The 24,894-nt window shown below is 41.6% G+C and carries 25 protein-coding genes, 1 rRNA gene and 2 other annotated features; all 26 genes read left to right on the top strand.

The genetic code is table 11. The features are described from left to right. Window positions 1-8 precede the first annotated feature (8 nt). A 5S ribosomal RNA gene (rrf, locus tag M3196_RS21180) occupies window positions 9-124 on the top strand. Window positions 125-778: 654 nt separating this feature from the next. After that, the gene (locus M3196_RS21175; protein WP_251324278.1) at window positions 779-1,246 is read left to right on the top strand and encodes a CtsR family transcriptional regulator; all 468 of its coding nucleotides are present in this window, start codon (window positions 779-781) and stop codon (window positions 1,244-1,246) included. A gap of 36 nt (window positions 1,247-1,282) precedes the next feature. Continuing rightward, window positions 1,283-1,816, top strand: a complete 534-nt coding sequence (locus M3196_RS21170) for a UvrB/UvrC motif-containing protein (RefSeq protein WP_130297483.1) — start codon at window positions 1,283-1,285, stop codon at window positions 1,814-1,816. A gap of 3 nt (window positions 1,817-1,819) precedes the next feature. Continuing rightward, a complete protein-coding gene (locus M3196_RS21165; RefSeq protein WP_251324277.1) occupies window positions 1,820-2,890 on the top strand; it encodes a protein arginine kinase in 1,071 nt (356 codons plus the stop codon). Window positions 2,891-2,904: 14 nt separating this feature from the next. Beyond that, window positions 2,905-5,325: an ATP-dependent protease ATP-binding subunit ClpC gene (gene clpC / locus M3196_RS21160; RefSeq protein WP_251324276.1), complete on the top strand. Its 2,421-nt coding sequence runs from the start codon at window positions 2,905-2,907 to the stop codon at window positions 5,323-5,325. Between the two features lie 284 nt (window positions 5,326-5,609). Beyond that, window positions 5,610-6,983 (top strand): DNA repair protein RadA, encoded by a 1,374-nt coding sequence (gene radA, locus M3196_RS21155; protein ID WP_251324275.1) that lies wholly within the window; start codon window positions 5,610-5,612, stop codon window positions 6,981-6,983. Window positions 6,984-6,991: 8 nt separating this feature from the next. After that, complete coding sequence (disA, locus tag M3196_RS21150) at window positions 6,992-8,065, top strand: DNA integrity scanning diadenylate cyclase DisA (protein WP_251324274.1); 1,074 nt, start codon at window positions 6,992-6,994, stop codon at window positions 8,063-8,065. Window positions 8,066-8,138: 73 nt separating this feature from the next. Then, complete coding sequence (locus tag M3196_RS21145) at window positions 8,139-9,230, top strand: PIN/TRAM domain-containing protein (RefSeq protein ID WP_251324273.1); 1,092 nt, start codon at window positions 8,139-8,141, stop codon at window positions 9,228-9,230. A gap of 19 nt (window positions 9,231-9,249) precedes the next feature. After that, window positions 9,250-9,945: a 2-C-methyl-D-erythritol 4-phosphate cytidylyltransferase gene (gene ispD / locus M3196_RS21140; RefSeq protein ID WP_251324272.1), complete on the top strand. Its 696-nt coding sequence runs from the start codon at window positions 9,250-9,252 to the stop codon at window positions 9,943-9,945. Then, window positions 9,942-10,424 carry a 2-C-methyl-D-erythritol 2,4-cyclodiphosphate synthase gene (gene ispF, locus M3196_RS21135; RefSeq protein ID WP_251324270.1) on the top strand — a complete coding sequence of 161 codons (483 nt, stop codon included), beginning with the start codon at window positions 9,942-9,944 and terminating at the stop codon, window positions 10,422-10,424. Before ispD ends, ispF begins: the two co-directional genes overlap by 4 nt. A 26-nt stretch (window positions 10,425-10,450) precedes the next feature. Next, window positions 10,451-11,923 (top strand): glutamate--tRNA ligase, encoded by a 1,473-nt coding sequence (gltX, locus tag M3196_RS21130; protein ID WP_251324269.1) that lies wholly within the window; start codon window positions 10,451-10,453, stop codon window positions 11,921-11,923. Between the two features lie 53 nt (window positions 11,924-11,976). Further along, window positions 11,977-12,209, top strand: a binding site (T-box leader). Window positions 12,210-12,558: 349 nt separating this feature from the next. Continuing rightward, window positions 12,559-13,206 carry a serine O-acetyltransferase gene (gene cysE, locus M3196_RS21125; protein WP_251324268.1) on the top strand — a complete coding sequence of 216 codons (648 nt, stop codon included), beginning with the start codon at window positions 12,559-12,561 and terminating at the stop codon, window positions 13,204-13,206. Then, a complete protein-coding gene (cysS, locus tag M3196_RS21120) occupies window positions 13,207-14,610 on the top strand; it encodes a cysteine--tRNA ligase (RefSeq protein ID WP_251324267.1) in 1,404 nt (467 codons plus the stop codon). After that, window positions 14,611-15,009, top strand: coding sequence for a Mini-ribonuclease 3 (locus tag M3196_RS21115; protein WP_251324266.1), 399 nt, complete (start codon window positions 14,611-14,613; stop codon window positions 15,007-15,009). Between the two features lie 16 nt (window positions 15,010-15,025). After that, a complete protein-coding gene (rlmB, locus tag M3196_RS21110; RefSeq protein WP_251324265.1) occupies window positions 15,026-15,790 on the top strand; it encodes a 23S rRNA (guanosine(2251)-2'-O)-methyltransferase RlmB in 765 nt (254 codons plus the stop codon). Then, complete coding sequence (locus M3196_RS21105; protein ID WP_251324264.1) at window positions 15,787-16,302, top strand: NYN domain-containing protein; 516 nt, start codon at window positions 15,787-15,789, stop codon at window positions 16,300-16,302. The genes rlmB and M3196_RS21105 overlap by 4 nt, the downstream gene beginning before the upstream one ends. Window positions 16,303-16,381: 79 nt before the next feature. After that, a complete protein-coding gene (sigH, locus tag M3196_RS21100; protein WP_066285495.1) occupies window positions 16,382-17,032 on the top strand; it encodes an RNA polymerase sporulation sigma factor SigH in 651 nt (216 codons plus the stop codon). Window positions 17,033-17,358: 326 nt separating this feature from the next. Beyond that, on the top strand, window positions 17,359-17,508 hold the full coding sequence (rpmG, locus tag M3196_RS21095; RefSeq protein ID WP_077365486.1) for a 50S ribosomal protein L33: 150 nt from the start codon (window positions 17,359-17,361) through the stop codon (window positions 17,506-17,508). Between the two features lie 56 nt (window positions 17,509-17,564). After that, window positions 17,565-17,771: a preprotein translocase subunit SecE gene (secE, locus tag M3196_RS21090; RefSeq protein ID WP_251324263.1), complete on the top strand. Its 207-nt coding sequence runs from the start codon at window positions 17,565-17,567 to the stop codon at window positions 17,769-17,771. Window positions 17,772-17,847: 76 nt separating this feature from the next. Next, window positions 17,848-18,384 (top strand): transcription termination/antitermination protein NusG, encoded by a 537-nt coding sequence (nusG, locus tag M3196_RS21085; RefSeq protein ID WP_066285499.1) that lies wholly within the window; start codon window positions 17,848-17,850, stop codon window positions 18,382-18,384. A gap of 167 nt (window positions 18,385-18,551) precedes the next feature. Then, complete coding sequence (gene rplK / locus M3196_RS21080; RefSeq protein ID WP_066285502.1) at window positions 18,552-18,977, top strand: 50S ribosomal protein L11; 426 nt, start codon at window positions 18,552-18,554, stop codon at window positions 18,975-18,977. Window positions 18,978-19,140: 163 nt separating this feature from the next. Further along, window positions 19,141-19,842 carry a 50S ribosomal protein L1 gene (rplA, locus tag M3196_RS21075; RefSeq protein ID WP_251324262.1) on the top strand — a complete coding sequence of 234 codons (702 nt, stop codon included), beginning with the start codon at window positions 19,141-19,143 and terminating at the stop codon, window positions 19,840-19,842. 45 nt (window positions 19,843-19,887) lie between these two features. Next, window positions 19,888-20,041 (top strand) — a sequence feature (ribosomal protein L10 leader region). Between the two features lie 39 nt (window positions 20,042-20,080). After that, on the top strand, window positions 20,081-20,581 hold the full coding sequence (rplJ, locus tag M3196_RS21070) for a 50S ribosomal protein L10 (RefSeq protein WP_251324261.1): 501 nt from the start codon (window positions 20,081-20,083) through the stop codon (window positions 20,579-20,581). 47 nt (window positions 20,582-20,628) lie between these two features. Next, window positions 20,629-20,994, top strand: a complete 366-nt coding sequence (gene rplL, locus M3196_RS21065) for a 50S ribosomal protein L7/L12 (RefSeq protein WP_130297471.1) — start codon at window positions 20,629-20,631, stop codon at window positions 20,992-20,994. Window positions 20,995-21,115: 121 nt separating this feature from the next. Then, window positions 21,116-21,718, top strand: coding sequence for a class I SAM-dependent methyltransferase (locus M3196_RS21060; protein WP_251324260.1), 603 nt, complete (start codon window positions 21,116-21,118; stop codon window positions 21,716-21,718). A gap of 292 nt (window positions 21,719-22,010) precedes the next feature. Continuing rightward, on the top strand, window positions 22,011-24,894 hold a 2,884-nt coding region (gene rpoB / locus M3196_RS21055; protein ID WP_251324259.1), incomplete at its 3' end, for a DNA-directed RNA polymerase subunit beta.

The raw sequence follows: 24,894 nt of genomic DNA, 5'->3' as shown, positions 1-24,894 counted from the left end.
AACTTAGGTCTAGTGATGATGGCGAAGAGGTCACACCCGTTCCCATACCGAACACGGAAGTTAAGCTCTTCAGCGCCGATGGTAGTTGGGGGTCTCCCCCTGTAAGAGTAGGACGTCGCTAGGCAAAATGAGGAAGATGGATGAGATCCATCTTCTTTTTTGTGTTAAAAGGAGGTAAGAAGATGGTTTAGCCATCTTCTTTTTATTTGTTGTTCAGAATCATTTTGTCGAAAAGCCTATAAATGAAGAATTAGGGCCTAGAAACGAAAATTACGGCCTAGAAACGAAAATTACGGCCTATAAAATACAATTACGGCCTATAAACGCTTTTCCCCTATTCAAGGAAAGAGATCCTGCCCAGCGAAAACCCCATGAAATCAACCATCTGTGAATGAAACTGGAAGATTCACATTCGGCGCACACCACCCATTAAATCAAAATCCAAATAATTAGGTCTAATCAAAGCTCAATTCGTTTAATTTTAAAAAATATGGTTTAATCCTATCTAATTTAGGACTAAATGAACTTTTCAACCCCAATCAACATAAACCTAGCCTCATTTCTTCTAATAAACTATCTCATCATATCTCATACTATAAACTCTTCCCGAAATAAACTAAAACAACCTCCAAAAGCACCAACTTTTCGACAGAATCATACAGGTTAAATCACTTCTCATGAGGCAATAATGGATACATAGGGATTTGCATTTTCGGAAAAAGGCAGGCTATAATAGGAGTATAGTCAAAGTTAGTCAAAGTCAGAAGGGGGAGGGGAAATGAGGAATATTTCAGATGTAATTGAAAATTATTTGAAGCAAATTCTTTCAAGCACAAACGATTTAGCCATCGAGATTAAGCGGACAGATATTGCTGAAAGGTTTCAATGCGTTCCTTCTCAAATTAATTATGTAATCAACACGAGATTTACGGTTGAAAAAGGTTTTGTAGTGGAAAGTAAAAGAGGTGGAGGCGGTTATATCCGGATTATGAAGGTACGAACCGAAAGCTCCGCGCATCTTATTGACCACTTAACCACCTTGATTGGTGAAAGGATATCGCAAGGGAACGCAGAAAACGTTATTAAGAGACTTCTGGAAGAAAACATTGTCAGAGAACGGGAAGCAAGGCTGATGCTGAGTGTAGTTGACCGTTCTGTCTTAAAGCTTAATCTTCCGGATCGGGATGAATTGCGTGCTGAACTTTTAAAAGCTATGATAAAAACTTTAAAATATAGAACCACATAGCCCTTTTTTTCATTCTATATAAAGGGAGGGAGCAGAATGAATTGTGAAGAATGCCATGAACGTGAAGCGTCATTGCATTTTACAAAAATCATAAATGGAGAAAAAACTGAATTTCACATTTGTGAACATTGTGCCAAAGAAAAAGGAGAATTCCTGCCAGGGTCGAATTCCTTTTCCATTCACCAATTGCTTTCTGGTCTTTTACATGGTGATGGACATGTTCCGAACACCCCGTCTTCAAACTTTATTCCGCCATCTTTAGCTTGTGAAAAGTGCGGAATGAGTTATTATCAGTTTGCTAAAATTGGGCGTTTTGGATGCGATAATTGCTACAAAGCCTTTGAATCTAAATTAAATCCTATTTTTAAACGGGTTCATGGGGGCAATACGCTGCATGCAGGGAAGATTCCTTTACGGGCAGGAAGCAGTATTCAAGAAAAAAAGCAGCTTCAACAATTAAAGCAAGCCATGCAGCAGTATATATTAAATGAGGAATTTGAAAAAGCTGCGGAAACACGAGATGAAATAAGAGAGATTGAGCAGCGTTTGCAGCAGGGGAGGGATACGTAAACGATGTCATTAGAGAGATTTATCAGTGATGCGATCAGTCCCTGGATGAAGAGGGAAGGACCAGAATCAGATATTGTTCTCAGCAGCCGTGTCCGCCTTGCAAGAAATCTGCAGCAGTTTGTTTTTCCTATCGCAGCAGACAAAGAATCCGCTCATGAAGTTATCTCATCCATTTCTTCTTTTATAAAAGAAGAAAATCAGGTTCCTGAAGCAGAAAAATTGGAAATGCTGATGATGGAAGAGTTAAAACCGATTGAAAAACGGGTACTTGTTGAGAAACATCTAATTAGTCCTAATCTTGCTGAACAGGCAAAATACGGTGCAGTTCTGATGAATGACGATGAGTCGGTAAGCATCATGCTTAATGAAGAAGACCACATTCGTATTCAATGTTTAGCACCTGGCTTTCAGCTGGAAGAAGTGCTTCATAAAGCAAATGTAATCGATGATTTTATTGAAAAAAATGTGGATTATGCTTTCGATGAACAACGAGGCTACCTAACGAGCTGCCCGACAAATGTGGGTACAGGTCTAAGGGCTTCTGTCATGATGCATCTTCCTGCTTTAGTTCTAACAAAAAAGATGAGCCGCATTATTCCGGCGATCAATCAGCTTGGCTTAGCCGTAAGGGGAATTTACGGGGAAGGAACAGAAGCGCAGGGAAACATCTTTCAGATATCAAATCAGATGACACTTGGAAAATCAGAAGAGGATATCATGGAAGACCTCGCAGGTGTCGTAATGCAGGTTATTCAGCAAGAGCATGCTGCAAGAAAACAGCTGCAAGATGGTTTGAAACTGCAGCTTGAAGATAAGTTATACCGTTCTTTAGGAACGTTGGAGAACAGCCGGATCATTCAATCGAAAGAAGCCGCTAAATGTTTATCAGACGTGAGGCTTGGCATCGACCTAGAGATTTTACCCGGTATTTCGAAAACAATCTTAAATGAACTTATGATACTTACACAACCAGGTTTTCTTCAACAATATGCAGGTGAAGTTCTAACACCAGACGAACGTGACATAAGAAGAGCGACTTTAATCAGAGAAAGAATAAAATTGGAAAACCGATAAGGAGCGTGAAGAGTATGATGTTTGGCCGTTTTACAGAGCGAGCTCAAAAAGTATTAGCGTTGGCACAAGAAGAAGCAATTCGATTAGGTCATAATAATGTAGGAACAGAGCACATTTTGCTGGGATTGATCCGGGAAGGCGAAGGCATTGCTGCTAAAGCTCTCCAAGTACTTGGTTTAGGACCTGAAAAGATCCAGAAAGAAGTTGAAACGTTGATCGGTCGTGGACAGGAAGCTGTTCAAACGATTCATTATACACCGCGTGCTAAAAAGGTTATTGAGCTTTCAATGGACGAAGCCCGTAAATTAGGGCATTCATACGTTGGAACAGAACATATTTTATTAGGTTTAATTCGTGAAGGTGAAGGCGTAGCAGCAAGAGTCTTAAACAATCTCGGTGTCAGCCTGAATAAAGCGCGTCAGCAAGTGCTTCAGCTGCTAGGAAGCAATGAATCTTCCTCAAGCCATAGAGGTTCATCTGCTAGTGCGAATACACCAACATTAGACAGCTTAGCTCGCGATCTTACAGCGATCGCACGTGACGGTTCCCTCGACCCTGTTATCGGGCGTGCAAAGGAAATTCAGCGTGTGATTGAAGTGTTAAGCCGACGTACAAAAAACAACCCAGTACTGATCGGAGAGCCTGGAGTAGGTAAAACAGCTATTGCTGAAGGCTTGGCACAGCAGATTATTAACAATGAAGTACCTGAAACACTTCGGGATAAGCGTGTTATGACGCTTGATATGGGTACCGTAGTTGCAGGAACAAAATACAGGGGTGAATTTGAGGACCGTCTGAAAAAAGTAATGGATGAAATCCGCCAGGCGGGTAACATCATTCTATTCATTGACGAACTTCACACCTTGATTGGTGCAGGTGGAGCAGAAGGTGCGATCGATGCATCCAACATCCTAAAACCAGCACTTGCCCGTGGTGAGCTTCAATGTATCGGTGCTACGACACTTGATGAGTATAGAAAATATATTGAAAAGGATGCTGCACTTGAACGCCGTTTCCAGCCGATTACGGTTAATGAGCCGACGAAAGATGAAAGCATTCAGATCCTTCAAGGACTTCGCGACCGTTACGAAGCTCACCATCGTGTGACGATTACAGATGAAGCGATCGAAGCATCTGTACAGTTATCAGACCGTTATATTTCAGACCGTTTCTTGCCGGATAAAGCGATCGACTTAATTGACGAAGCAGCATCAAAAGTACGTCTTCGCTCTTACACAGCTCCACCAAACTTAAAAGAGCTCGAGCAAAAGCTTGAAGAAGTCCGTAAAGAGAAGGATGCAGCTGTTCAAAGCCAGGAGTTTGAAAAGGCAGCTTCATTGCGTGATTCCGAACAGCGCCTTCGCGAAGAACTTGAAAAAACAAAAGATGTTTGGAAAGAAAAGCAAGGTAAAGAAAATACAGAAGTAACACCAGAAGATATTGCGCAAGTTGTTTCGTCTTGGACGGGAGTGCCTGTTTCCAAGCTTGCTGAAGAAGAAACAGAACGCCTGTTGAAGATGGAAGAAATTCTGCACGATCGTGTAATCGGCCAGTCTGAAGCGGTAACGGCTATCTCAAAAGCGATCCGAAGAGCTCGGGCTGGATTGAAGGATCCGAAGCGTCCGATTGGTTCATTCATTTTCTTAGGACCAACAGGTGTCGGTAAAACCGAGCTTGCAAGAGCAGTTGCTGAAACACTTTTCGGAGATGAGGATGCGATCATCCGTATCGATATGTCCGAGTACATGGAGAAACATACGACATCCAGACTAGTTGGATCGCCTCCAGGTTATGTGGGGCATGAAGAAGGCGGACAGTTAACGGAAAAAGTAAGAAGAAAACCTTACTCCGTTATTCTGCTTGACGAGATTGAAAAAGCACACCCAGAAGTATTCAACATTTTGCTTCAAGTGCTAGAAGATGGACGTCTTACAGATTCCAAAGGACGTACTGTCGACTTCCGCAACACGGTTGTTATCATGACTTCAAACGTTGGTGCAAGCACATTGAAACGCAACCGTTCACTTGGATTTGCGGTTCATACCGAAGGCCAAAAATACAACGATATGAAGACTAAAGTAATGGATGAACTTAAGCGTGCGTTCCGTCCAGAGTTCTTAAACCGTATCGATGAAATCATCGTGTTCCATTCTCTAGAAAAAGAACACCTCTTAAGAATCGTAAGTCTCATGGCAGATTCCTTGAAAAAGCGTCTTAGTGATCAAGGCATTGAGATTGAACTTTCACAGGCTGCCTTGGAAAAGATTACGGAAGAAGGATATGATCCGGATTACGGTGCGCGTCCATTGCGAAGAGCACTTCAACGCAAGATTGAAGACCGTTTATCTGAAGAGCTTTTAAAAGGAAATATCAACAAAGGGCAAACGGTTAAAATTGACGTTGAAGAAAACGATTTTATTGTAGAAACGGTGTAATAAAATCAATAAACAGAACCGGTTTTGGCCGGTAGAACAGAATAAATAAGAATATCCTACAAAAAACCCGGAAGGCAGTCATGTCCTCCGGGTTTTTGTCGAAATAATTCTTACGTTTCGCCTTTTTTCGCAGAGCGTAAATGGAAAGAGTTGTTAGGTTTTATGTTATGATAATACTGAGTAAATATTTTTATTTATAGCATTTAACTATTTAATATATAAAAGCTTCGGATTGAATAAATAGGCAAGTTTTATAGTGTGAAGTTTTGAAGAGGAGTTTTTTGATGGCGAAAGTAAAATCAATCTTTCTTTGCCAGGATTGTGGTTATGAATCTCCAAAATGGATGGGGAAATGTCCAGGATGCCAAGCATGGAATACGATGGTGGAAGAGACCATCCGTCCTGAAAAAAATGTAAGGGGCTTAAGCTCTGGAGATTCAAATCTTAAGCAAAGACCACAGTCTATTGTGGAAGTGAAAAGTGAGCAGGAACCTCGTATTCCAACAAATTATCAGGAGTTTAACCGTGTATTAGGCGGGGGAATTGTTCCAGGCTCATTAGTTTTGGTTGGCGGAGATCCGGGAATCGGTAAGTCAACGCTTCTCCTGCAGACATCGGCACAGCTTGCTCAAAAAGGAGAACGTGTTCTATACATATCTGGTGAGGAATCTGTTAAACAAACAAAATTAAGAGCGGACAGACTTGACATTGCCGCGAAGGATTTATTTGTTTTAGCAGAAACAGATTTAGAACTGATTGAGCAGGCAATGGCTGACGTAATGCCTTCTGTTATGATCATTGATTCTATTCAAACCGTCTATCGATCAGAGGTAACTTCTGCACCAGGAAGTGTTTCGCAAGTCAGAGAATGTACATCGCATTTAATGAGAATGGCGAAAACAAAAGGAATCGCAATATTTATCGTTGGACATGTTACAAAAGAAGGTGCAATCGCCGGTCCTCGACTTTTAGAGCACATGGTGGACGCTGTACTTTATTTTGAAGGTGAAAGACACCATACATTCCGTATTTTAAGAGCAGTTAAAAACCGTTTTGGATCAACGAACGAGATAGGTGTATTTGAAATGAAAGAGGAAGGGTTAGAAGAGGTTTTAAATCCTTCTGAAATTTTCTTGGAAGAACGTTCAAAAGGAGCAGCGGGTTCAACAGTTGTAGCTTCACTTGAAGGTACTCGTCCGATGCTCGTGGAGCTTCAAGCGCTTATTTCGCCGACTAGCTTTGGGAACCCTAGAAGAATGGCTACAGGTATTGATCATAATCGTGTATCGCTATTAATGGCTGTATTGGAAAAAAGAGTCGGATTGCTTTTGCAGAATCAGGATGCTTATTTAAATGTGGCAGGAGGAGTCAGACTGGATGAACCGGCTATCGATCTTGCGGTTGCAATCAGCATTGCATCAAGTTTTCGTGATGCACCGACAAAGCCTACGGATGTTATGATTGGAGAAATCGGTTTGACGGGAGAAGTGCGAAGAGTTTCCCGCATTGAACAACGTATTCATGAAGCAGCAAAGCTAGGATTTACGCGTGCTATTATACCTGATAAAAACATCGGCGGCTGGACTGTCCCTAAAGGAATCGAGGTCGTGGGTGTATCAACGGTTTATGAGGCATTACAAGCAGCGTTAGGAGGGTAAAGCATATTATGGATCATGCGATTAAAGAAGCGATCATCAGTCAGATGCTACAGCTTGTTGCCCCCGGAACACCGCTTCGGGAAGGCATAGATAACGTTTTACGGGCAAATACAGGCGGTCTGATTGTTGTTGGCTATAATGATAAAGTAAAAGAGATCGTCGATGGCGGTTTTTCGATAAATTGCAAGTACTCACCCGCTTCTCTTTACGAGCTTGCAAAAATGGACGGAGCCATCATTCTTAATGAAGAAGCAGCTAAAATACTATATGCGAACACACAGCTGATTCCAGATACAGTCATTCCTTCCACTGAAACGGGGATTCGGCATAGAACGGCAGAGCGTGTTGCGCGCCAGACAGGCAATCTTGTTATCTCCATATCACAGCGCCGGAATGTCATTACACTTTATCAAGGAATGATTCGTTATTCCCTAAAAGAAATCGGAGTCATATTAACAAAAGCGAATCAAGCGATTCAGACACTTGAAAAATATAAAGTGGTATTTGATCAAAGTGTAACCAATCTGGGTGCACTTGAATTTGAAGAACTTGTGACTTTCCAGGAAGTTACACAAGTTATTCATAGAATTGAAATGGTTTTACGCATAAAAAATGAGATAATTAAATATGTTAATGAACTCGGTGTTGAAGGCAGACTGATCAGAATTCAGATGGAAGAGCTTGTTTCTAATATTGAAGAAGAAGCTTTATTATTAATTAAAGATTATATGAAAGACAGTGAAAGTGATCCTTATGCGATTCTTCGTCAGTTAAATAAGCTATCAAGCGAAGAATTATTTGATGAATCCGTCATTATGAAACTTTTAGGCTTTTCAGCCGGTATGAATATTCAAGATGAAACCATTCATCCGCGCGGATATCGAATTCTAGCTAAAATACCAAGACTTCCAGCTGTTATTATTGAAAACTTAACAGATGCATTTGAAAACCTCCCGCAAATTTTGCGTGCTTCGATTGATGAATTGGACGAGGTTGAAGGAATTGGCGAGATTCGTGCCCGAAAAGTAAAAGAGGGGTTAAAGCGAATTCAGGAACAGCTTTTTGTAGACCGTCATATTTAGTTTTATAATTTTGTAATTTTCACGTTTCAAAATCAACATTTTGTTAATAATGATTAGGGGAGGTGAATCAGGCATGCTAAAAAGAATTGTTCAATTGTTTTTTATAGTCATTGGGGGCATGCTAGGCTATCTGTATATTCCAGATCTCATTCGTGTTCTTAATATTGGTGATCTGCCGAATCAAGTAACATCCCCATATGCCGGGGCAGTAATTGGTGCACTTATACTATTTTTATCTACATTTTGGCTGTCAGATTACGTAGTAGGATTAATCCGCTGGGCGGAGGAAACGGTAGTTAAAGCCCCGGCAACGGATCTGTTATCTGGAACGATGGGACTTATTATTGGACTAATTGTCGCATTTTTAATTCAGTCGCCCCTTAACAGTATGGATATAGTTGTTGTAAGTTCAATTCTGCCGATCGCAATTACGTTTTTACTTGGATACCTTGGCTTCCAGGTAGGGTTTAAAAAGAGAGATGAATTGATTCAGCTCTTCTCGCTAAACCGTCAGGGAAAAGAAAAGAAGAAAGAAGCAGAACCTGAAAAGCCAGGCGGAAAGTATAAGATTTTGGATACGAGTGTCATTATTGATGGCCGTGTGGCAGATATCTGTCAAACTGGTTTTCTCGAAGGTCCGCTTATTATTCCTCGTTTTGTTCTGGAAGAATTGCAATATATTGCTGATTCTTCAGATGTATTAAAACGCAATAGAGGACGCCGCGGACTAGATATCTTAAACCGTATTCAAAAAGAGCTTTCCATGAAGGTTGAAATCTATGAAGGTGATTTTGAAGAAGTGACTGAAGTTGACAGCAAACTCGTAAAGCTTGCACAGCTTTTAACAGGTGTAGTGGTTACGAACGATTTTAATCTAAATAAAGTATGCGAGTTGCAGAATGTTGCAGTTCTTAATATCAATGACCTTGCTAATGCTGTAAAACCGGTCGTGCTTCCTGGTGAAGAGCTGGTTGTTCAAGTGATAAAAGACGGAAAAGAACAAAATCAAGGTGTCGGCTACTTGGATGACGGTACGATGATTGTTGTAGAAGATGGACGAGACTATATCGGCAAAACGATTGATGTAGTGGTTACTTCTGTTCTTCAAACGTCAGCAGGCCGAATGATATTTGCGAAAAAGAAACTGTTAGAAAAAGCATTGTAATGAACGGTGGGGAAAGCACGTGAATTATTGGACAGTAATTCCTGCAGCCGGGCAAGGAAAACGGATGAATGCCGGCATTTCGAAGCAATGGATCGAGCTTTTAGGAGAACCGGTCCTCAAGCTTACATTGGATGTTTTTGAGAACGATCCAGCTTGTTCAGGAATCATCCTTGTCGGCAGCGAGCGGGAATTAAAACAGATGCAAGATTTTGTACAAACATTCCAATATACAAAAGTGCGCCAAATCGTTCCGGGCGGAAGTGAACGGCAGCAAAGTGTATATGAGGGTTTAAAAAAAGTTCCGGAAGACGCAGAGCTTGTCCTCATACATGATGCTGCACGTCCTTTCATCACGCATCACCATATTAATCAACTTGTGGAAAATGCCGCTGAAACAGGTTCTGCTGTTTTAGCTGTACCGGTAAAGGATACCGTGAAGCGGGTTATTCAAAATCAGGTGGAAGAAACGATCGACCGTTCCAGCTTGTGGGCTGTTCAAACCCCGCAAGCTTTTCGTCTTTCTATCGTAAAAGAGGCGCATGAAAAAGCTGCCTCCGAACATTATCTTGGAACGGATGATGCCAGCCTTGTGGAACGAATTGGACATATAGTAGCTATTGTAATGGGAGACTATCATAATATAAAATTAACTACGTCTGATGACTTGTTATTTGGACAAGCCATTTTGTTAGATAGACAGGGGGAAAAAGCATGATGCGCATCGGCCAGGGTTTTGATGTTCATGCATTTTGTGAAGGACGGCCATTGATTATTGGCGGAGTTACAATTCCCTATGAAAAGGGACTTTTAGGGCATTCAGATGCAGATGTTCTTTTGCATGCCATTACGGATGCACTGCTTGGAGCAGCAGGTGAAGGGGATATCGGAAAACACTTCCCGGATACAGATCCTGCATATAAAGACGCTGATTCAAAACGTTTATTGTTGGATTCTTGGAAGCTGGTCAAGAAAAAAGGATACCGTTTAGGGAATATAGATTGCACGATTATCGCTCAAAAGCCTAAAATGCTTCCTTACATCGAGGAGATGCGGACCGTCATCGCTGGTATTTTTGAGGTTGCTGCTGATCAAATCAATGTGAAGGCAACGACAACAGAAAAATTAGGTTTTCCAGGACGAGAAGAAGGCATTGCAGCCCAGGCGGTTGTTTTGATTGAGAAGAAGGATTCTTAAAACTAATTTCTAGAGGTGAAACAAAAATGGCAAACGAGGTTCGAGTACGCTATGCACCGAGTCCAACTGGACATTTACATATAGGTAATGCACGTGCGGCTCTTTTTAACTATTTATATGCGCGCCACATGGGCGGGCAATTTATTATCAGAATAGAAGACACTGACCAAAAGCGAAACATTCAGGGCGGAGAAGAAAGCCAGCTGAACCATCTTAAATGGCTTGGCATGGATTGGGATGAAAGTGTTGATGTAGGCGGAGATTATGGTCCATACCGTCAAATGGAGCGTTTGGACCTTTATCAAAAATACACAGATGAGCTTCTCTCAAAGGGCCTTGCCTATAAATGCTACTGTACGGAAGAAGAACTGGAAGCTTCCCGCGAAGAGCAGATGGCAAAAGGCGAAACTCCGGTTTACAACGGACGCTGCCGAAATTTATCAGAAGAAGAGCGTTCAGCATTGGAAGCAGAGGGACGCAAGCCTAGTATACGTTTCTTGGTGCCGCAAGACCGCACGATTACGTTTAACGACATGGTTAAAGGTGAGGTTTCTTTTGAATCAAGCGGATTCGGCGACTTTGTTATCGTAAAAAAGGACGGTATCCCAACATATAACTACGCGGTTGTTATTGATGATCATGAAATGGCGATCTCTCATGTTTTAAGAGGAGACGACCATATTTCAAATACACCGAAGCAGCTTTTGATTTATGATGCACTAGGATTTGAACATCCAAAGTTTGGGCACACAACATTAATCGTAAACGAAAGCCGCAAGAAATTAAGTAAACGTGACGAGTCAATCGTTCAATTTATTGAGCAGTATAAAGATTTAGGATACCTTCCGGAAGCGCTGTTTAACTTCATCGCTTTATTAGGCTGGTCACCGGGCGGAGAAGAGGAAATCTTCAGCCGTGAAGAATTTATTGAAATCTTTGATCCGAACCGTTTATCAAAAGCTCCTGCTGTTTTTGATACACAAAAGCTGGAATGGCTAAATAACCAGTACATGAAGAAGCAGGATGTTGAGAGAATTGTAGAACTTTGCATGCCTCACCTTGTAAAAGCGGGAAGAGTATCTGAGAATCCTAGCACTGAGGAACAAGAGTGGGTAACGCGCCTTGTAGCTCTTCACCAGGAGAAAATGAGCTATGGTGCAGAAATCGTAGATCTTACTGAACTATTCTTTAAAGAGGAGATCGAGTACGAAGGAGAAGCGTTGGAAGTTCTTCAAGGTGAAGGTGTTCCATCTGTTATGGAAGCTTTCTTAAGCCAGGTAGAAAAAAGTGAATCATTTGAAGCGGAAGATATTAAAGCAATGATGAAAGCTGTACAAAAAGAAACCGGGCAAAAAGGAAAGAACTTATTTATGCCGATCCGTGTTGCAACAACAGGCCAGATGCATGGTCCGGATCTGCCGGCAGCGGTTTCTCTTTTAGGGAAAGAAGTTATCATTAAGCGGTTAAATGCTGTGATCGCGAAAATTAATAAGCAATAAAAGTACACATTTTGCAAAGATTATAATATAGTAAAAGAAACTTATAATTAAAGAGTAAAACGCAGATGAGGAAAGTAGGCTGGCGCCTTTTCATGATAGAGAGAACCATCACCGGCTGAAAGTGGTTTATGAGAATTGCCTGCTGAAGTGCCCCTCGGAGTCTTATGCTGAAAGTTGAGTAGGCATGGGCGGATACTCCCCGTTATGGAGCTTAAGGGAACAGGTAATAATGTTTTGATTGACCTGTTAAACAGAGTGGAACCGCGTCTAATTCAGCGTCTCTGTGTCATTTGGCACAGAGGCGTTTTTATTTTACCTTTTTTTTAAAGGATTACTACTAGAAGTGGTTGATTTCCGTTCCAGGTGCTCGCTTTCCTTGGGGCGTGCGGTGAGCCTCCTCGGCGCAAGGAAGGATCCTATCAATGGTGTAATTGTGCTCCTGCGTCTACAAGAAAAACAACAGCGAAGCAAGCTTCCTCGTCGCATGCCTTGCGAGAAGAATACTCAGGTAGTCGGCACGCTGATCCCGTAGGAGTCTCGCACCTTGCACTTCAATCAACTATCAAGGAAGTTTTACAAAAGCTATTTGAAGCCAACAGTTATTTATTAATTTTTTTGCAAGGAGGTTGGGGAGCGTGTTTTCAGCCATAAAGGAAGATATTAAGGTTGTATTTGAAAAAGATCCAGCCGCAAGAAGTTCGCTGGAAGTAATCTTAACGTATTCAGGATTGCATGCTGTATGGGCGCACAGACTGGCTCATAAATTGTTTAAGCGCAACTGGCTCTTTTTGGCCCGTTTGATTTCTCAAATCAGCCGATTTTTTACAGGAATTGAAATCCATCCTGGTGCTCAAATCGGAAGAAGATTTTTTATCGATCACGGAATGGGAGTAGTAATCGGAGAGACATGTATCATCGGCAATGATGTGACATTATACCAAGGGGTTACGCTCGGCGGAACCGGGAAAGAAAAAGGAAAAAGGCACCCGACATTAGAGGATCATGTATTGGTGGCTACAGGTGCGAAGGTCTTAGGGAATATTACGATCGGGAAAAACTCAAAAGTCGGTGCGGGATCTGTTGTTCTTCAGAACGTACCGCCTAACGCAACAGTTGTAGGAATACCAGGTAAAGTCGTGATTAAAGACGGCATTAAAGTTGGCTGTGAACTGGATCATCGCGATCTTCCGGATCCAGTCGCGGATAAATTCAGGGAATTGCAAGCTGAGATGAAGAAAATATATGAAGAATTGGAAAGACTGAAAAAAGGGAGTGAAGTCTAAATGAGTATCGTTATATATAACACAATGACTCGTCAAAAGGAGCCGTTTGTACCGTTAGAAGAAGGAAAGGTAAAAATGTATGTCTGCGGACCGACTGTTTACAATTACATTCACATCGGAAACGCGCGTCCAGCTATCGTTTTTGATACGGTAAGACGATATCTCGAATATAGAGGCTTTGATGTACAGTTTATCTCCAATTTTACGGATGTAGATGACAAACTTATAAAAGCTGCCAATGAAATGGGCAGCGATGTTCCGACGATTGCAGAAAAATTCATAAATGCTTACCACGAGGATACGTGCGCACTCGGTGTTCAAAAAGCAGATGCGCATCCGCGTGTAACAGAAACGATGCCTGAAATCATTGAATTCATAAAGAATCTGATTAAAAAAGGATTTGCCTATGAGGCTGCAGGCGATGTTTATTTTAAAACACGTTCGTTTAATGGATATGGAAAGCTGTCTCATCAGTCTATTGATGATCTAAAATCAGGAGCAAGAATTGAAGTTGGCGAGAAAAAGGAAGATCCGCTTGATTTTGCGTTATGGAAAGCGGCAAAAGAAGGAGAGATCTATTGGGAAAGTCCGTGGGGTAATGGACGTCCTGGCTGGCATATCGAGTGCTCGGCGATGGCTAAGAAATATCTTGGGGACTCGATCGATATTCATGGAGGGGGCCAGGACCTGGCATTTCCGCATCACGAGAACGAGATCGCACAATCTGAAGCACTAAATGAAGCTCCGATGGCTAAGTATTGGATGCATAATGGGTATATTAATATTAACAACGAAAAAATGTCCAAATCACTCGGGAACTTTGTACTCGTTCACGATCTGGTTAAACAGCGGGACCCACAGGTTATTCGGTTCTTTATGCTAGCTGTACATTACCGTAATCCGATCAACTTCAGCCAGGAGCTGTTAGAAGCGGCTGAATCAGGCTTGAACAGAATTCGTACAGCGTATGAGAACTTGAAGCATCGCTTGACTGTTACAGCTGATTTAGCTGAGGATACGGAAAAATGGGAGAACATTATCGAGGAAGTAAGAACAAAGTTTATCGCAGATATGGATGACGACTTTAATACAGCCAACGCGATCTCTATCCTGTTTGATTTCTCGAAGGAAGCAAATGTTTATTTGCAGGAAAAGAATACGTCTAAAGAAGTGATTATAAAATTTATCCAGCTATTTGATGAGCTGTCAGGAGTATTGGGTTTGACACTTCACAAAGAAGAAGAGCTTTTAGATGAACAGATTGAAGCTTTAATCGAAGAGAGAAACCAAGCGCGCAAAGAAAAGAACTTTGCCCGTGCTGATGAAATTCGTGATCTGTTAAAACAGCAAAACATCATTCTTGAAGATACCGCACAAGGTGTACGGTGGAAAAGGGATAAGTAAATGAGATTATCAGATGCTGACATTAAACAACTGAACGGAACCACGCTTGCTTATATGGGTGATGCAGTCATGGAGCAATTTGTACGCGAGCATCTTATTCGGAGCGGACAGGTAAAACCGAATAAGCTTCATGTATCTGCAACGAAATTTGTTTCTGCAAAAGCTCAGGCAGGCATGGTCATTCAATTGCTGGAAGAAAACTTTTTTACGGAAGAGGAAACAGCGGTCATCAAACGCGGCCGCAATGCAAACCAGGGCACGGTTCCGAAAAATACAGATGTTCAGACATACCGTCATGCTACGAGCTTTGAAGCGATTATTGGGTACTTGTATTTGTTAAACGAGCATGAACGCTTAAAAATAATTATGGAACACATTTTGCCAGACAAGCAGGATTGAGAGGGGGAAGGATAAGATGAGTGAAGAAAAAGAACAGGAACTGATTATAGGCAGAAATCCGGTAATGGAGGTACTGCGCTCCGGCCGGGATATTAATAAAATCTTTGTAGGTGAAGGTTCTCAAAAAGGACCTGTAAGTACGATTGTTTCAATGGCTAAGAAACAAAATGTGCTCGTTCAATATGTGCCAAAACAAAAACTGGATTCGCTTAGCGGCGGAGGTAACCACCAAGGAGTGATTGCTGGTGTAGCTGCTTACACATACTCTGATATCGATGATTTGTTTAACCTTGCTGAAGAGCGGGGCGAGGAGCCGTTCTTTATTTTATTGGACGAGCTTGAAGATCCGCATAATTTAGGTTCGATCATGCGTACGGCTGATGCAGTTGGAGCACATGGCATCATTATTCCAAAAAGACGTTCAGTAGGATTAACGGCAACTGTGGCAAAAGCTTCAACTGGAGCTATTGAGTACATTCCCGTTGTTCGTGTAACGAATCTCGTTCAGACGATGAAAGAATTAAAGGACCGCGGCATGTGGTTTGCTGGCGCCGATATGAAAGGGAAAGAAGATTACAGACAGGCAAAATGGGACATGCCTTTAGGCTTGGTGATCGGAAGCGAAGGAAAAGGGATGGGTAGACTTGTTTCTGAAACGTGCGATTTTCTTGTCCAGCTGCCGATGAAGGGGAAGGTAACATCTCTCAATGCATCCGTGGCAGCAAGTCTTTTAATGTACGAGGTTTACCGCAGCCGTCATCCGCTAGAATTTAAAAAATGAGAACACGCCATTATTTGATTGTTGACGGATACAACATCATTGGCGCATGGCCTGAACTAAGGGCCTTAAAAACAACAGATTTTGCTAAAGCAAGAGACCTGCTGATCGAGAACATGGCAGAATACCAGGGTTCGACCGGGTATCAAGTTATTGTAGTTTTTGATGCCCATCTGTCTCCTGGTACAGAGAAAAAAACAAAAAATCACCGGGTGGAAGTTATTTTTACCCGGGAAAATGAGACAGCGGATGAGCGGATTGAACGATTGGTAGGAGAACTGAAATCTCTTGATACCCGTATTTATGTGGCGACTTCGGATTCAACAGAACAGTGGCAGATATTTGGAAAGGGTGCGCTCAGAAAGTCTGCCCGTGAACTAAAAAACGAAATGGGTGAGGTTGAAAAACAGATACATGTTTCTGTAGGCGAGAGAAAAAGACAGAACTCCTCCTCTATCCACATTTCAGATGAAATTGCCGAAATATTCGAAAGATGGAGAAGAGGTCAAAAATAAGGAATGTTGACGCTTTTGTGAATTATGAAGTATAATATTTCTATATTTTGCCGGTAAAAACCTGGTCGGGGGGATTGTCGTGAACATAGATCTCAAGGAACTGTCAGTAAGCGATTACGAGCTAATGGAAGATGAAAGCCTTGTGGAACTGGTTCATGAGGGGGACAGCGCAGCATTAGAATATTTAATCAATAAATATAAAAATTTTGTTCGTGCTAAAGCAAGGTCATACTTTTTGATCGGTGCAGACCGAGAAGATATTATTCAGGAAGGCATGATCGGTCTTTATAAGGCAATACGGGATTTTAAAGAGGACAAGCTGTCATCCTTTAAAGCTTTTGCCGAACTCTGTATTACGAGGCAGATGATTACTGCAATAAAAACAGCAACAAGACAAAAGCATATTCCGTTAAATTCTTATGTGTCTTTGGACAAGCCCATCTATGATGAAGAGTCTGACCGTACACTTATGGATGTTATTTGCGGTACAAAAGTCACTGATCCAGAGGAGCTCATTATCAATCAGGAAGAGTTTGATGATATTGAAGTGAAAATGGGAGAAATTTTAAGTGACCTGGAGCGTAAAGTTCTTATGCTGTACCTTGACGGAAGATCGTATCAGGAAATCTCAGTAGATCTAGACAGACATGTGAAATCAATCGATAATGCACTCCAAAGAGTGAAGCGTAAATTAGAGCGGTATTTAGAACTTAGAGAAATAACTTCATAAAAGCAGGGGAAATCTCCTGCTTTTTTCTTTTGCTCTTTTTGGGATGCTTTTTTACGGTACGTGTTCTTATATTAATTACACGTTCGCTCAGAATCATTGAGGTTTCGCTCAAAAAAACAGAGTTACGCTCAAAATCCTCTCGCTGCGCTCAGACTGCCTATAGTTTCGCTCGAAATTTTCCTTTTTCGCTCAAAGCTTACGGAAAAAAGCATTTAGGTTTTCGCTTTTTCCCTTTATTGACAAGCTTATACCCCTATGTTAATGTTTTAAAAGTAACATTGTAACGTGGATGAGTGGGTTTGTCGCACGAAAGGTGTTTATTTAGCATGAGAAAAAAAGTATTTTTAGCCTGTAAACAATGCTCAAAACGGAATTATACAACGATGAAGAACCAGCAAAACAATCCTGAAAGAGTCGAGGTTAAGAAGTTTTGCAGCTACTGCAACGCTCATACCATTCACCAGGAAACGAAGTAAGCGAGCAAGCTTTTTATAAATGTTTGAATGAATTAAAGGCATGGGGGTTTATGAAGATGGCGGATGTTGCAGAAAAGACAAAAAAATCACCAGCAAAGTTTCTTTCTGATGTTAATAAGGAAATGAAGCGAGTAAGCTGGCCTAAGCGAAAAGAATTATTTCGCTATACGGGTATTGTAATGTCAACTGTAGTAATTATGGCTTTGTTCTTCTGGGTTGTGGATCTAGGGATTTCACAAATCGTAGAGCTTATTTTAGGGTAGATTAGATACATCTTCTTTTGGATAGAATGCTAGAGTATTATCCATTTTAGGAGGGAAAGGACACGGGTCCCGTCGTATGGAAAAAAATTGGTACGTAGTTCATACCTATTCAGGATATGAAAACAAGGTAAAAGCAAACTTGGAAAAACGTTTAGAATCTATGGGGATGACAGATAAAATTTTCCGTGTACTTGTACCTGTAGAAGAAGAGACCGAAACAAAGAACGGCAAGACAAAAACAAGCATGAAAAAAGTATTCCCTGGTTATGTACTTACGGAAATGATCATGACTGATGATTCATGGTACGTTGTGCGTAACACGCCTGGGGTAACTGGATTTGTCGGTTCTGCTGGTGCGGGTTCAAAACCAACGGCACTTTTGCCTGAGGAAGTAGAACATATTCTTAAAGGTATGGGTATGGAAGCTCCGCGCGTTGAAGTGGATTTCGAAATTAAGGAATCTGTAAAAGTGAAAGAAGGTCCTTTTGCTGACTTTGTTGGAACGATTGAAGAGATCGATGCAACAAAACGCAAGCTGAAGGTACACGTAAACATGTTCGGCCGTGAAACACCTGTTGAACTCGAGTTTAACCAAGTCAGCAAGTTAAGTTAACAGCAATAATGGAAAAAGACTTGTAATCACCTTGAAAAGGTGGTAGAATTTTTTATGTTTGATATTTCTAATCAACTGCTTCTTCTCTTTTAGGAGGGGAAGCGTATTTTTGAGTGGGAGGGTTTCGGCCCATAATACCACATCACGGACTTAAGGAGGTGTGTCGCGTGGCTAAAAAGGTTATTAAAATGGTGAAATTGCAAATCCCTGCTGGTAAAGCAAACCCGGCACCGCCAGTTGGACCTGCACTAGGACAAGCTGGGGTAAACATCATGGGATTCTGTAAAGAATTCAACGCTCGTACTGCTGATCAAGCTGGTTTAATCATTCCGGTTGAAATCACGGTTTTCGAAGACCGTTCATTTACATTCATCACTAAAACTCCTCCGGCTGCTGTTCTTTTAAAGAAAGCTGCGGGAATCGAGTCAGGTTCAGGTGAGCCAAACAAGAAGAAAGTTGCGACTGTAAAGCGTGATAAAGTTCGCGAAATCGCAGAATCAAAAATGCCTGACCTAAACGCTGCTAGCGTTGAAGCTGCAATGCGTATGGTTGAAGGTACAGCGCGCAGCATGGGAATTGTTATCGAAGACTAATTCCATGCCTGATGTTTAATTAGGTTGCGAGTAAATGGATAAGATCCTGCCGTTCAAACGGTTCGCAACCTTTATTCATGCAAAGCGTGTGAATTGTGCCCGAGAACTTCGGGTGCAATAAGTGGGAGGAATATCCGCTAAACCACATAAGGAGGACAAAACAATGGCAAACAAAGGTAAGAAGTACCAAGAAGCGGCTAAATTAGTAGACCGCACAAAAGCATATGAGCCTGCAGAGGCGATTGAGCTAGTTAAGAAGACTGCTCCTGCAAAGTTTGACGAGTCTGTAGAAGTTGCAGTTCGTTTAGGAGTAGACACAAAGAAAGCTGACCAGCAAGTTCGTGGAGCAGTAGTGCTTCCAAACGGTACTGGTAAAACTCAACGTGTATTAGTATTCGCTAAAGGCGAAAAAGCAAAGGAAGCAGAAGCTGCTGGAGCAGATCACGTTGGAGATTCTGATTATATCAACAAAATCCAACAAGGTTGGTTTGAGTTCGACGTAATCGTTGCGACTCCAGACATGATGGCTGAAGTTGGTAAACTAGGACGTGTTTTAGGACCTAAAGGCCTAATGCCAAACCCTAAAACAGGAACAGTTACATTTGATGTAGAAAAAGCGATTAACGAAATCAAAGCTGGTAAAGTAGAATACCGTGTTGATAAAACGGGTAACGTACACGTTCCAATCGGTAAAGTATCTTTCGAAGCTGAAAAGCTTGCAGAAAACCTTTCAACAATCATTGAAACATTGTTAAAAGTTAAGCCTGCAGCTGCAAAGGGAACTTACATGAAGAATGTAGCAATCTCTTCTACTATGGGACCAGGGATCAAAGTTAATCCATCTTCTTTCTCTGTAAAACGATAGTTGACAAACGGGTTCAGACCCGTTATATTATATACTGTTAAACACAAATGCATCAGATGAATGCCGTAGACAGCAGGAGCCATCAGGCTTAAAACTTTCCTGCCGAGGTGAAGCATCGATAAGCTCATTAGTATGTTACTTATGACTTTTAGATACTCACGCCTCCATGTCTCGACATGGAGGCTTTGTTTTTGAACAAAACCTGCGGTGATGCAATCATTTTACAGGAGGTGTAATAATGAGCAACATTTTAGAAACAAAAAAGCAAGTAGTATCTACGATCTCTGAAAAGCTTCAGAGCAGCCAATCAACAATTCTTGTTGATTACCGTGGACTTACTGTTGCTGAGGTTACTGAACTTCGTAAGTCATTGCGTGAAGCTGGAATCGAGTTTAAGGTATACAAGAACTCCATGGTTGTCCGCGCTGCTGAAGAGAATAACCTTAACGAATTAGCTGAATACTTAACTGGTCCTACAGCGATCGCATTCTCGAATGAAGATGTTGTAGCTCCTGCTAAGATCCTTAACGACTTCGCTAAGAAGCACGAAGCGCTTGAAATCAAAGCTGGTGTAATCGAAGGACGTATCGCGTCTCTAGAAGAAGTGAAAGCTCTTGCTGAACTTCCTTCAAGAGAAGGTCTTCTTTCAATGGTACTCAGCGTGCTACAAGCACCTATCCGCAACTTTGCGTTGGCTACTAAGGCAGTTGCTGAACAAAAAGAAGAACAAGGCGCATAAGCTGATTCTTCATCCAATAACTTACATTCCATAAGGAGGAAATTAAAATGTCTAAAGAACAAATCATCGAAAGCCTAAAAACAATGACTGTTTTAGAGCTTAACGATCTAGTTAAAGCAATTGAAGAAGAGTTTGGTGTAACTGCTGCTGCTCCTGTAGCTGTAGCTGGTGGAGCTGCTGGTGGAGAAGCTGCTGCTGAAAAAACTGAATTCGACGTAATTCTTGCAAGCGGTGGAGCTTCAAAAATTAAAGTTATCAAAGTTGTTCGCGAACTTACAGGTCTTGGACTTAAAGAAGCGAAAGAACTTGTTGACGGTGCTCCAAAGCCAGTTAAAGAAGGCGTATCTAAAGATGAAGCTGAAGAAATCAAAGCTAAGCTTGAAGAAGTTGGAGCTTCTGTTGAAGTTAAGTAATTCAAAAAGAAAAGGTTCGCCCGATGGCGAACCTTTTTGCTTGTTTTCCTGTCTGAAAGTACAAAATAAGTGCTAATCGGGAATACTGTCTTTATCAGATGGTAAGGAGAGTTGTTTGAAAATGAAAAACCACTATTATTCTGAAACACCAGGGACTGAAAGCAAAAGAGAAACATGGGAATTTGAACTGAAAGGTGAAAAGTTTCGTTTCACTACTGATTCTGGAGTCTTTTCAAAAAAAGAAGTAGATTTCGGCAGCCGTGTATTAATAGATTCCTTTATTGCTCCTGAAGTACCTGGTGATTATATAGATGTAGGCTGCGGATACGGTCCGATCGGACTTTCTCTTGCAAAAGCAGAACCCGGCCGAACTGTACAAATGATAGATATTAATGAACGTGCAGTAGAACTTGCGAAGTTAAATGCCCAGAAAAATAAAATAGACAACGTTAAAATTAAAAAGAGCTATTTGTTTTCTGAAGTAGAAGATAGAGATTTTGCAGCCGTTATTACAAACCCGCCTATTCGTGCAGGAAAGACGGTTGTTCATCAAATCTTTGAAGACGCTCATAAAAAACTCCGTATTGGAGGCGAATTGTGGGTAGTGATTCAAAAGAAGCAAGGTGCACCTTCTGCGATGGATAAAATAGAAGCGTTATTCGGGCAAGTTGAGACGGCCGCAAAGAAAAAAGGTTATTATATTTTGCGTGCAAGAAAAGTTTGACTTGATAAAACCCGTATGATAGTATTATAAAATGCCAATGGATTCGCATTTTCTTGCTTATTTTTCGTGGTAAGCGAAAAAACGTTGATAAATCAACGTTTTTTACTCATGTTTAGACGTATAGAATGTGAAAAAGTTGGACAAAATTATATAATCAGCTTTTGTCAAAATAGGAAAACTGCGGTTTTAAAATTATGAAACCCTTTTTCTTTTTGTTTTCTAATGTTCTTACTAGAATATTAGATAGAAATAAAAAACACGAAAAAAACGCTGGATTTGAGGGGTGAAGCAGTTGACAGGTCAACTAGTTCAGTTTGGACGCCACCGCCAACGAAGAAGTTATGCAAGAATTAGCGAAGTGCTTGAATTACCAAACTTAATTGAAATTCAAACCGCTTCCTATCAATGGTTTCTTGATGAGGGGTTACGTGAAATGTTCCGAGACATTTCGCCGATTGAAGATTTTACAGGGAACCTCGTTTTAGAGTTTATTGATTATAACTTAGGTGAGCCGAAGTATCCTGTAGATGAATCAAAAGAGCGCGATGTTACTTACGCTGCTCCGCTTCGTGTGAAAGTGCGTCTGATCAATAAAGAGACGGGCGAAGTAAAAGAGCAGGAAGTATTTATGGGAGATTTCCCGTTAATGACAGATACGGGAACCTTTGTGATCAACGGGGCAGAGCGTGTAATTGTATCACAGCTCGTTCGTTCACCAAGTGTTTACTATAGCGAGAAAATAGACAAAAACGGTAAAAAAGGTTTTACCGCTACTGTCATTCCAAACCGCGGTGCTTGGCTGGAGTTTGAAACCGATGCTAAGGACGTAGTTTATGTGCGTATTGACCGCACAAGAAAAATCCCGATTACCGTATTGCTTCGTGCTTTAGGGTTTGGGTCTGATCAAGAAATCATTGATTTGCTTGGAGAAGACGAGTATCTGCGTAACACGCTGGATAAGGATAATACAGAAGGAACTGAAAAAGCACTTCTCGAAATCTATGAGCGTCTTCGTCCGGGAGAGCCGCCAACAGTAGATAATGCCAAAAGTTTATTAGATTCTCGTTTCTTTGATCCGAAACGCTATGACTTGGCGAACGTTGGACGCTACAAAATCAATAAGAAGCTTCATATAAAGAATAGATTGTTCAACCAAAAGTTAGCTGAAACACTTGTTGATGCTGAAACTGGTGAAGTGATCGCTGAAGAGGGTACGGTGCTTGACCGCAGAACGCTGGATAAGATTATTCCTGCATTAGAAAGCGGTGTTGGCTTCAAAACTGTTACACCTGCAGGCGGAGTTGCTGAAGATCAGGACATCGCATTGCAATCTATTAAAATCTATGCGCCTGACGATCAAGAAGGCGAAAGAATCATTAATGTTATCGGAAACGGTCTTGTTGATAAGGAAATTAAAAACATAACTGTTTCAGACATTATTGCTTCAATTAACTATTTCTTTAACTTATTGCATCAAGTAGGTAATACAGATGATATTGACCATCTTGGAAACCGCCGTCTTCGTTCTGTTGGTGAGCTATTGCAAAACCAATTCAGAATCGGGCTTTCCAGAATGGAGCGTGTTGTTCGTGAACGTATGTCCATTCAGGATACGAACGCGATCACACCTCAAGCTTTAATCAATATTCGTCCTGTAATTGCTTCGATTAAAGAATTCTTTGGAAGCTCACAGCTTTCACAGTTCATGGATCAAACGAACCCGCTTGCTGAATTGACGCATAAACGCCGTCTATCTGCACTAGGGCCAGGTGGTCTTACACGTGAACGTGCAGGATTCGAAGTTCGTGACGTTCACTACTCTCACTACGGCCGTATGTGTCCGATTGAGACACCAGAAGGTCCGAACATCGGGTTGATCAACTCACTTTCTTCTTATGCGAAAGTAAACCAGTATGGTTTCATTGAAACGCCATACCGCCGTGTTGATCCTGATACTGGCCGTGTAACGAGCCGTATCGATTACCTGACTGCCGATGAAGAAGATCTATACGTTGTAGCACAGGCAAACTCATTGCTTGGTGAAGATGGGGAATTCCTTAACGAAGACGTAATTGCACGTTTCCGTGGTGACAACACTGTTGTTAAACGCGAACGCATCGACTACATGGATGTATCGCCAAAACAGGTTGTATCAGCTGCGACAGCTTGTATTCCGTTCTTGGAAAACGATGACTCCAACCGTGCCCTAATGGGAGCGAACATGCAGCGTCAGGCTGTACCATTGCTTGTTCCTGAATCACCGATCGTTGGTACAGGAATGGAGCACGTATCAGCAAAAGACTCCGGAGCTGCAGTTATATGTAAGCACGAAGGAATTGTTGAACGTGTTACAGCTAAACAAGTACAAGTACGCCGCATTAAAGAAGTAGATGGCAAGGAAGTTTCTGGCGACCTTGACACTTACAACATGCTTAAATTTATCCGTTCCAACCAAGGAACTTGTTATAACCAGCGTCCGATCGTGAGCACTGGTGACCGAGTAACTAAAGGGGAAATCCTAGCGGATGGTCCTTCGATGGAGAAAGGTGAACTTGCTTTAGGACGCAACGTGCTTGTTGCCTTCATGACATGGGAAGGTTACAACTACGAGGATGCGGTTATCATGAGCGAACGTCTTGTGAAAGACGATGTTTACACTTCTATTCATATTGAAGAGTATGAATCAGAAGCACGTGATACGAAGCTTGGACCGGAAGAGATCACTCGTGATATTCCGAACGTCGGAGAAGATGCATTGCGTAACCTGGATGAGCGCGGAATTATCCGTGTTGGTGCAGAAGTAAAAGACGGAGACATCTTAGTTGGTAAAGTAACACCTAAAGGGGTTACGGAATTAACTGCTGAAGAACGTCTATTGCATGCGATCTTCGGAGAAAAAGCTCGTGAAGTTCGTGATACTTCATTGCGTGTGCCTCATGGCGGCGATGGAATTATCCTGGATGTTAAAGTATTCAACCGTGAAGACGGCGATGAACTTCCTCCTGGTGTGAATCAGCTCGTTCGTGCATACATCGTGCAAAAACGTAAGATTCACGAAGGGGATAAAATGGCCGGACGACATGGTAACAAAGGTGTAATTTCAAAAATTATGCCTGAAGAAGATATGCCATATCTTCCTGATGGAACACCAGTTGACATCATGTTAAACCCATTAG

Source organism: Fictibacillus nanhaiensis, from assembly GCF_023715445.1.
In the GTDB taxonomy this organism is placed as follows: domain Bacteria; phylum Bacillota; class Bacilli; order Bacillales; family Fictibacillaceae; genus Fictibacillus; species Fictibacillus nanhaiensis_D.
Note: the sequence above shows the minus strand (reverse complement) of the source record. Positions and strands in the feature narration are given on the sequence as shown.

Excerpts from the sequence above, each read along its gene's own strand:
- M3196_RS21175 (WP_251324278.1), top strand. The coding sequence starts at position 779 with ATGAGGAATATTTCAGATGTAATTGAAAATTATTTGAAGCAAATTCTT.
- M3196_RS21170 (WP_130297483.1), top strand. The coding sequence starts at position 1,283 with ATGAATTGTGAAGAATGCCATGAACGTGAAGCGTCATTGCATTTTACA.
- M3196_RS21165 (WP_251324277.1), top strand. The coding sequence starts at position 1,820 with ATGTCATTAGAGAGATTTATCAGTGATGCGATCAGTCCCTGGATGAAG.
- clpC (WP_251324276.1), top strand. The coding sequence starts at position 2,905 with ATGATGTTTGGCCGTTTTACAGAGCGAGCTCAAAAAGTATTAGCGTTG.
- radA (WP_251324275.1), top strand. The coding sequence starts at position 5,610 with ATGGCGAAAGTAAAATCAATCTTTCTTTGCCAGGATTGTGGTTATGAA.
- disA (WP_251324274.1), top strand. The coding sequence starts at position 6,992 with ATGGATCATGCGATTAAAGAAGCGATCATCAGTCAGATGCTACAGCTT.
- M3196_RS21145 (WP_251324273.1), top strand. The coding sequence starts at position 8,139 with ATGCTAAAAAGAATTGTTCAATTGTTTTTTATAGTCATTGGGGGCATG.
- ispF (WP_251324270.1), top strand. The coding sequence starts at position 9,942 with ATGATGCGCATCGGCCAGGGTTTTGATGTTCATGCATTTTGTGAAGGA.
- gltX (WP_251324269.1), top strand. The coding sequence starts at position 10,451 with ATGGCAAACGAGGTTCGAGTACGCTATGCACCGAGTCCAACTGGACAT.
- cysS (WP_251324267.1), top strand. The coding sequence starts at position 13,207 with ATGAGTATCGTTATATATAACACAATGACTCGTCAAAAGGAGCCGTTT.
- M3196_RS21115 (WP_251324266.1), top strand. The coding sequence starts at position 14,611 with ATGAGATTATCAGATGCTGACATTAAACAACTGAACGGAACCACGCTT.
- rlmB (WP_251324265.1), top strand. The coding sequence starts at position 15,026 with ATGAGTGAAGAAAAAGAACAGGAACTGATTATAGGCAGAAATCCGGTA.
- M3196_RS21105 (WP_251324264.1), top strand. The coding sequence starts at position 15,787 with ATGAGAACACGCCATTATTTGATTGTTGACGGATACAACATCATTGGC.
- rpmG (WP_077365486.1), top strand. The coding sequence starts at position 17,359 with ATGAGAAAAAAAGTATTTTTAGCCTGTAAACAATGCTCAAAACGGAAT.
- secE (WP_251324263.1), top strand. The coding sequence starts at position 17,565 with ATGGCGGATGTTGCAGAAAAGACAAAAAAATCACCAGCAAAGTTTCTT.
- nusG (WP_066285499.1), top strand. The coding sequence starts at position 17,848 with ATGGAAAAAAATTGGTACGTAGTTCATACCTATTCAGGATATGAAAAC.
- rplA (WP_251324262.1), top strand. The coding sequence starts at position 19,141 with ATGGCAAACAAAGGTAAGAAGTACCAAGAAGCGGCTAAATTAGTAGAC.
- rplJ (WP_251324261.1), top strand. The coding sequence starts at position 20,081 with ATGAGCAACATTTTAGAAACAAAAAAGCAAGTAGTATCTACGATCTCT.
- rplL (WP_130297471.1), top strand. The coding sequence starts at position 20,629 with ATGTCTAAAGAACAAATCATCGAAAGCCTAAAAACAATGACTGTTTTA.
- M3196_RS21060 (WP_251324260.1), top strand. The coding sequence starts at position 21,116 with ATGAAAAACCACTATTATTCTGAAACACCAGGGACTGAAAGCAAAAGA.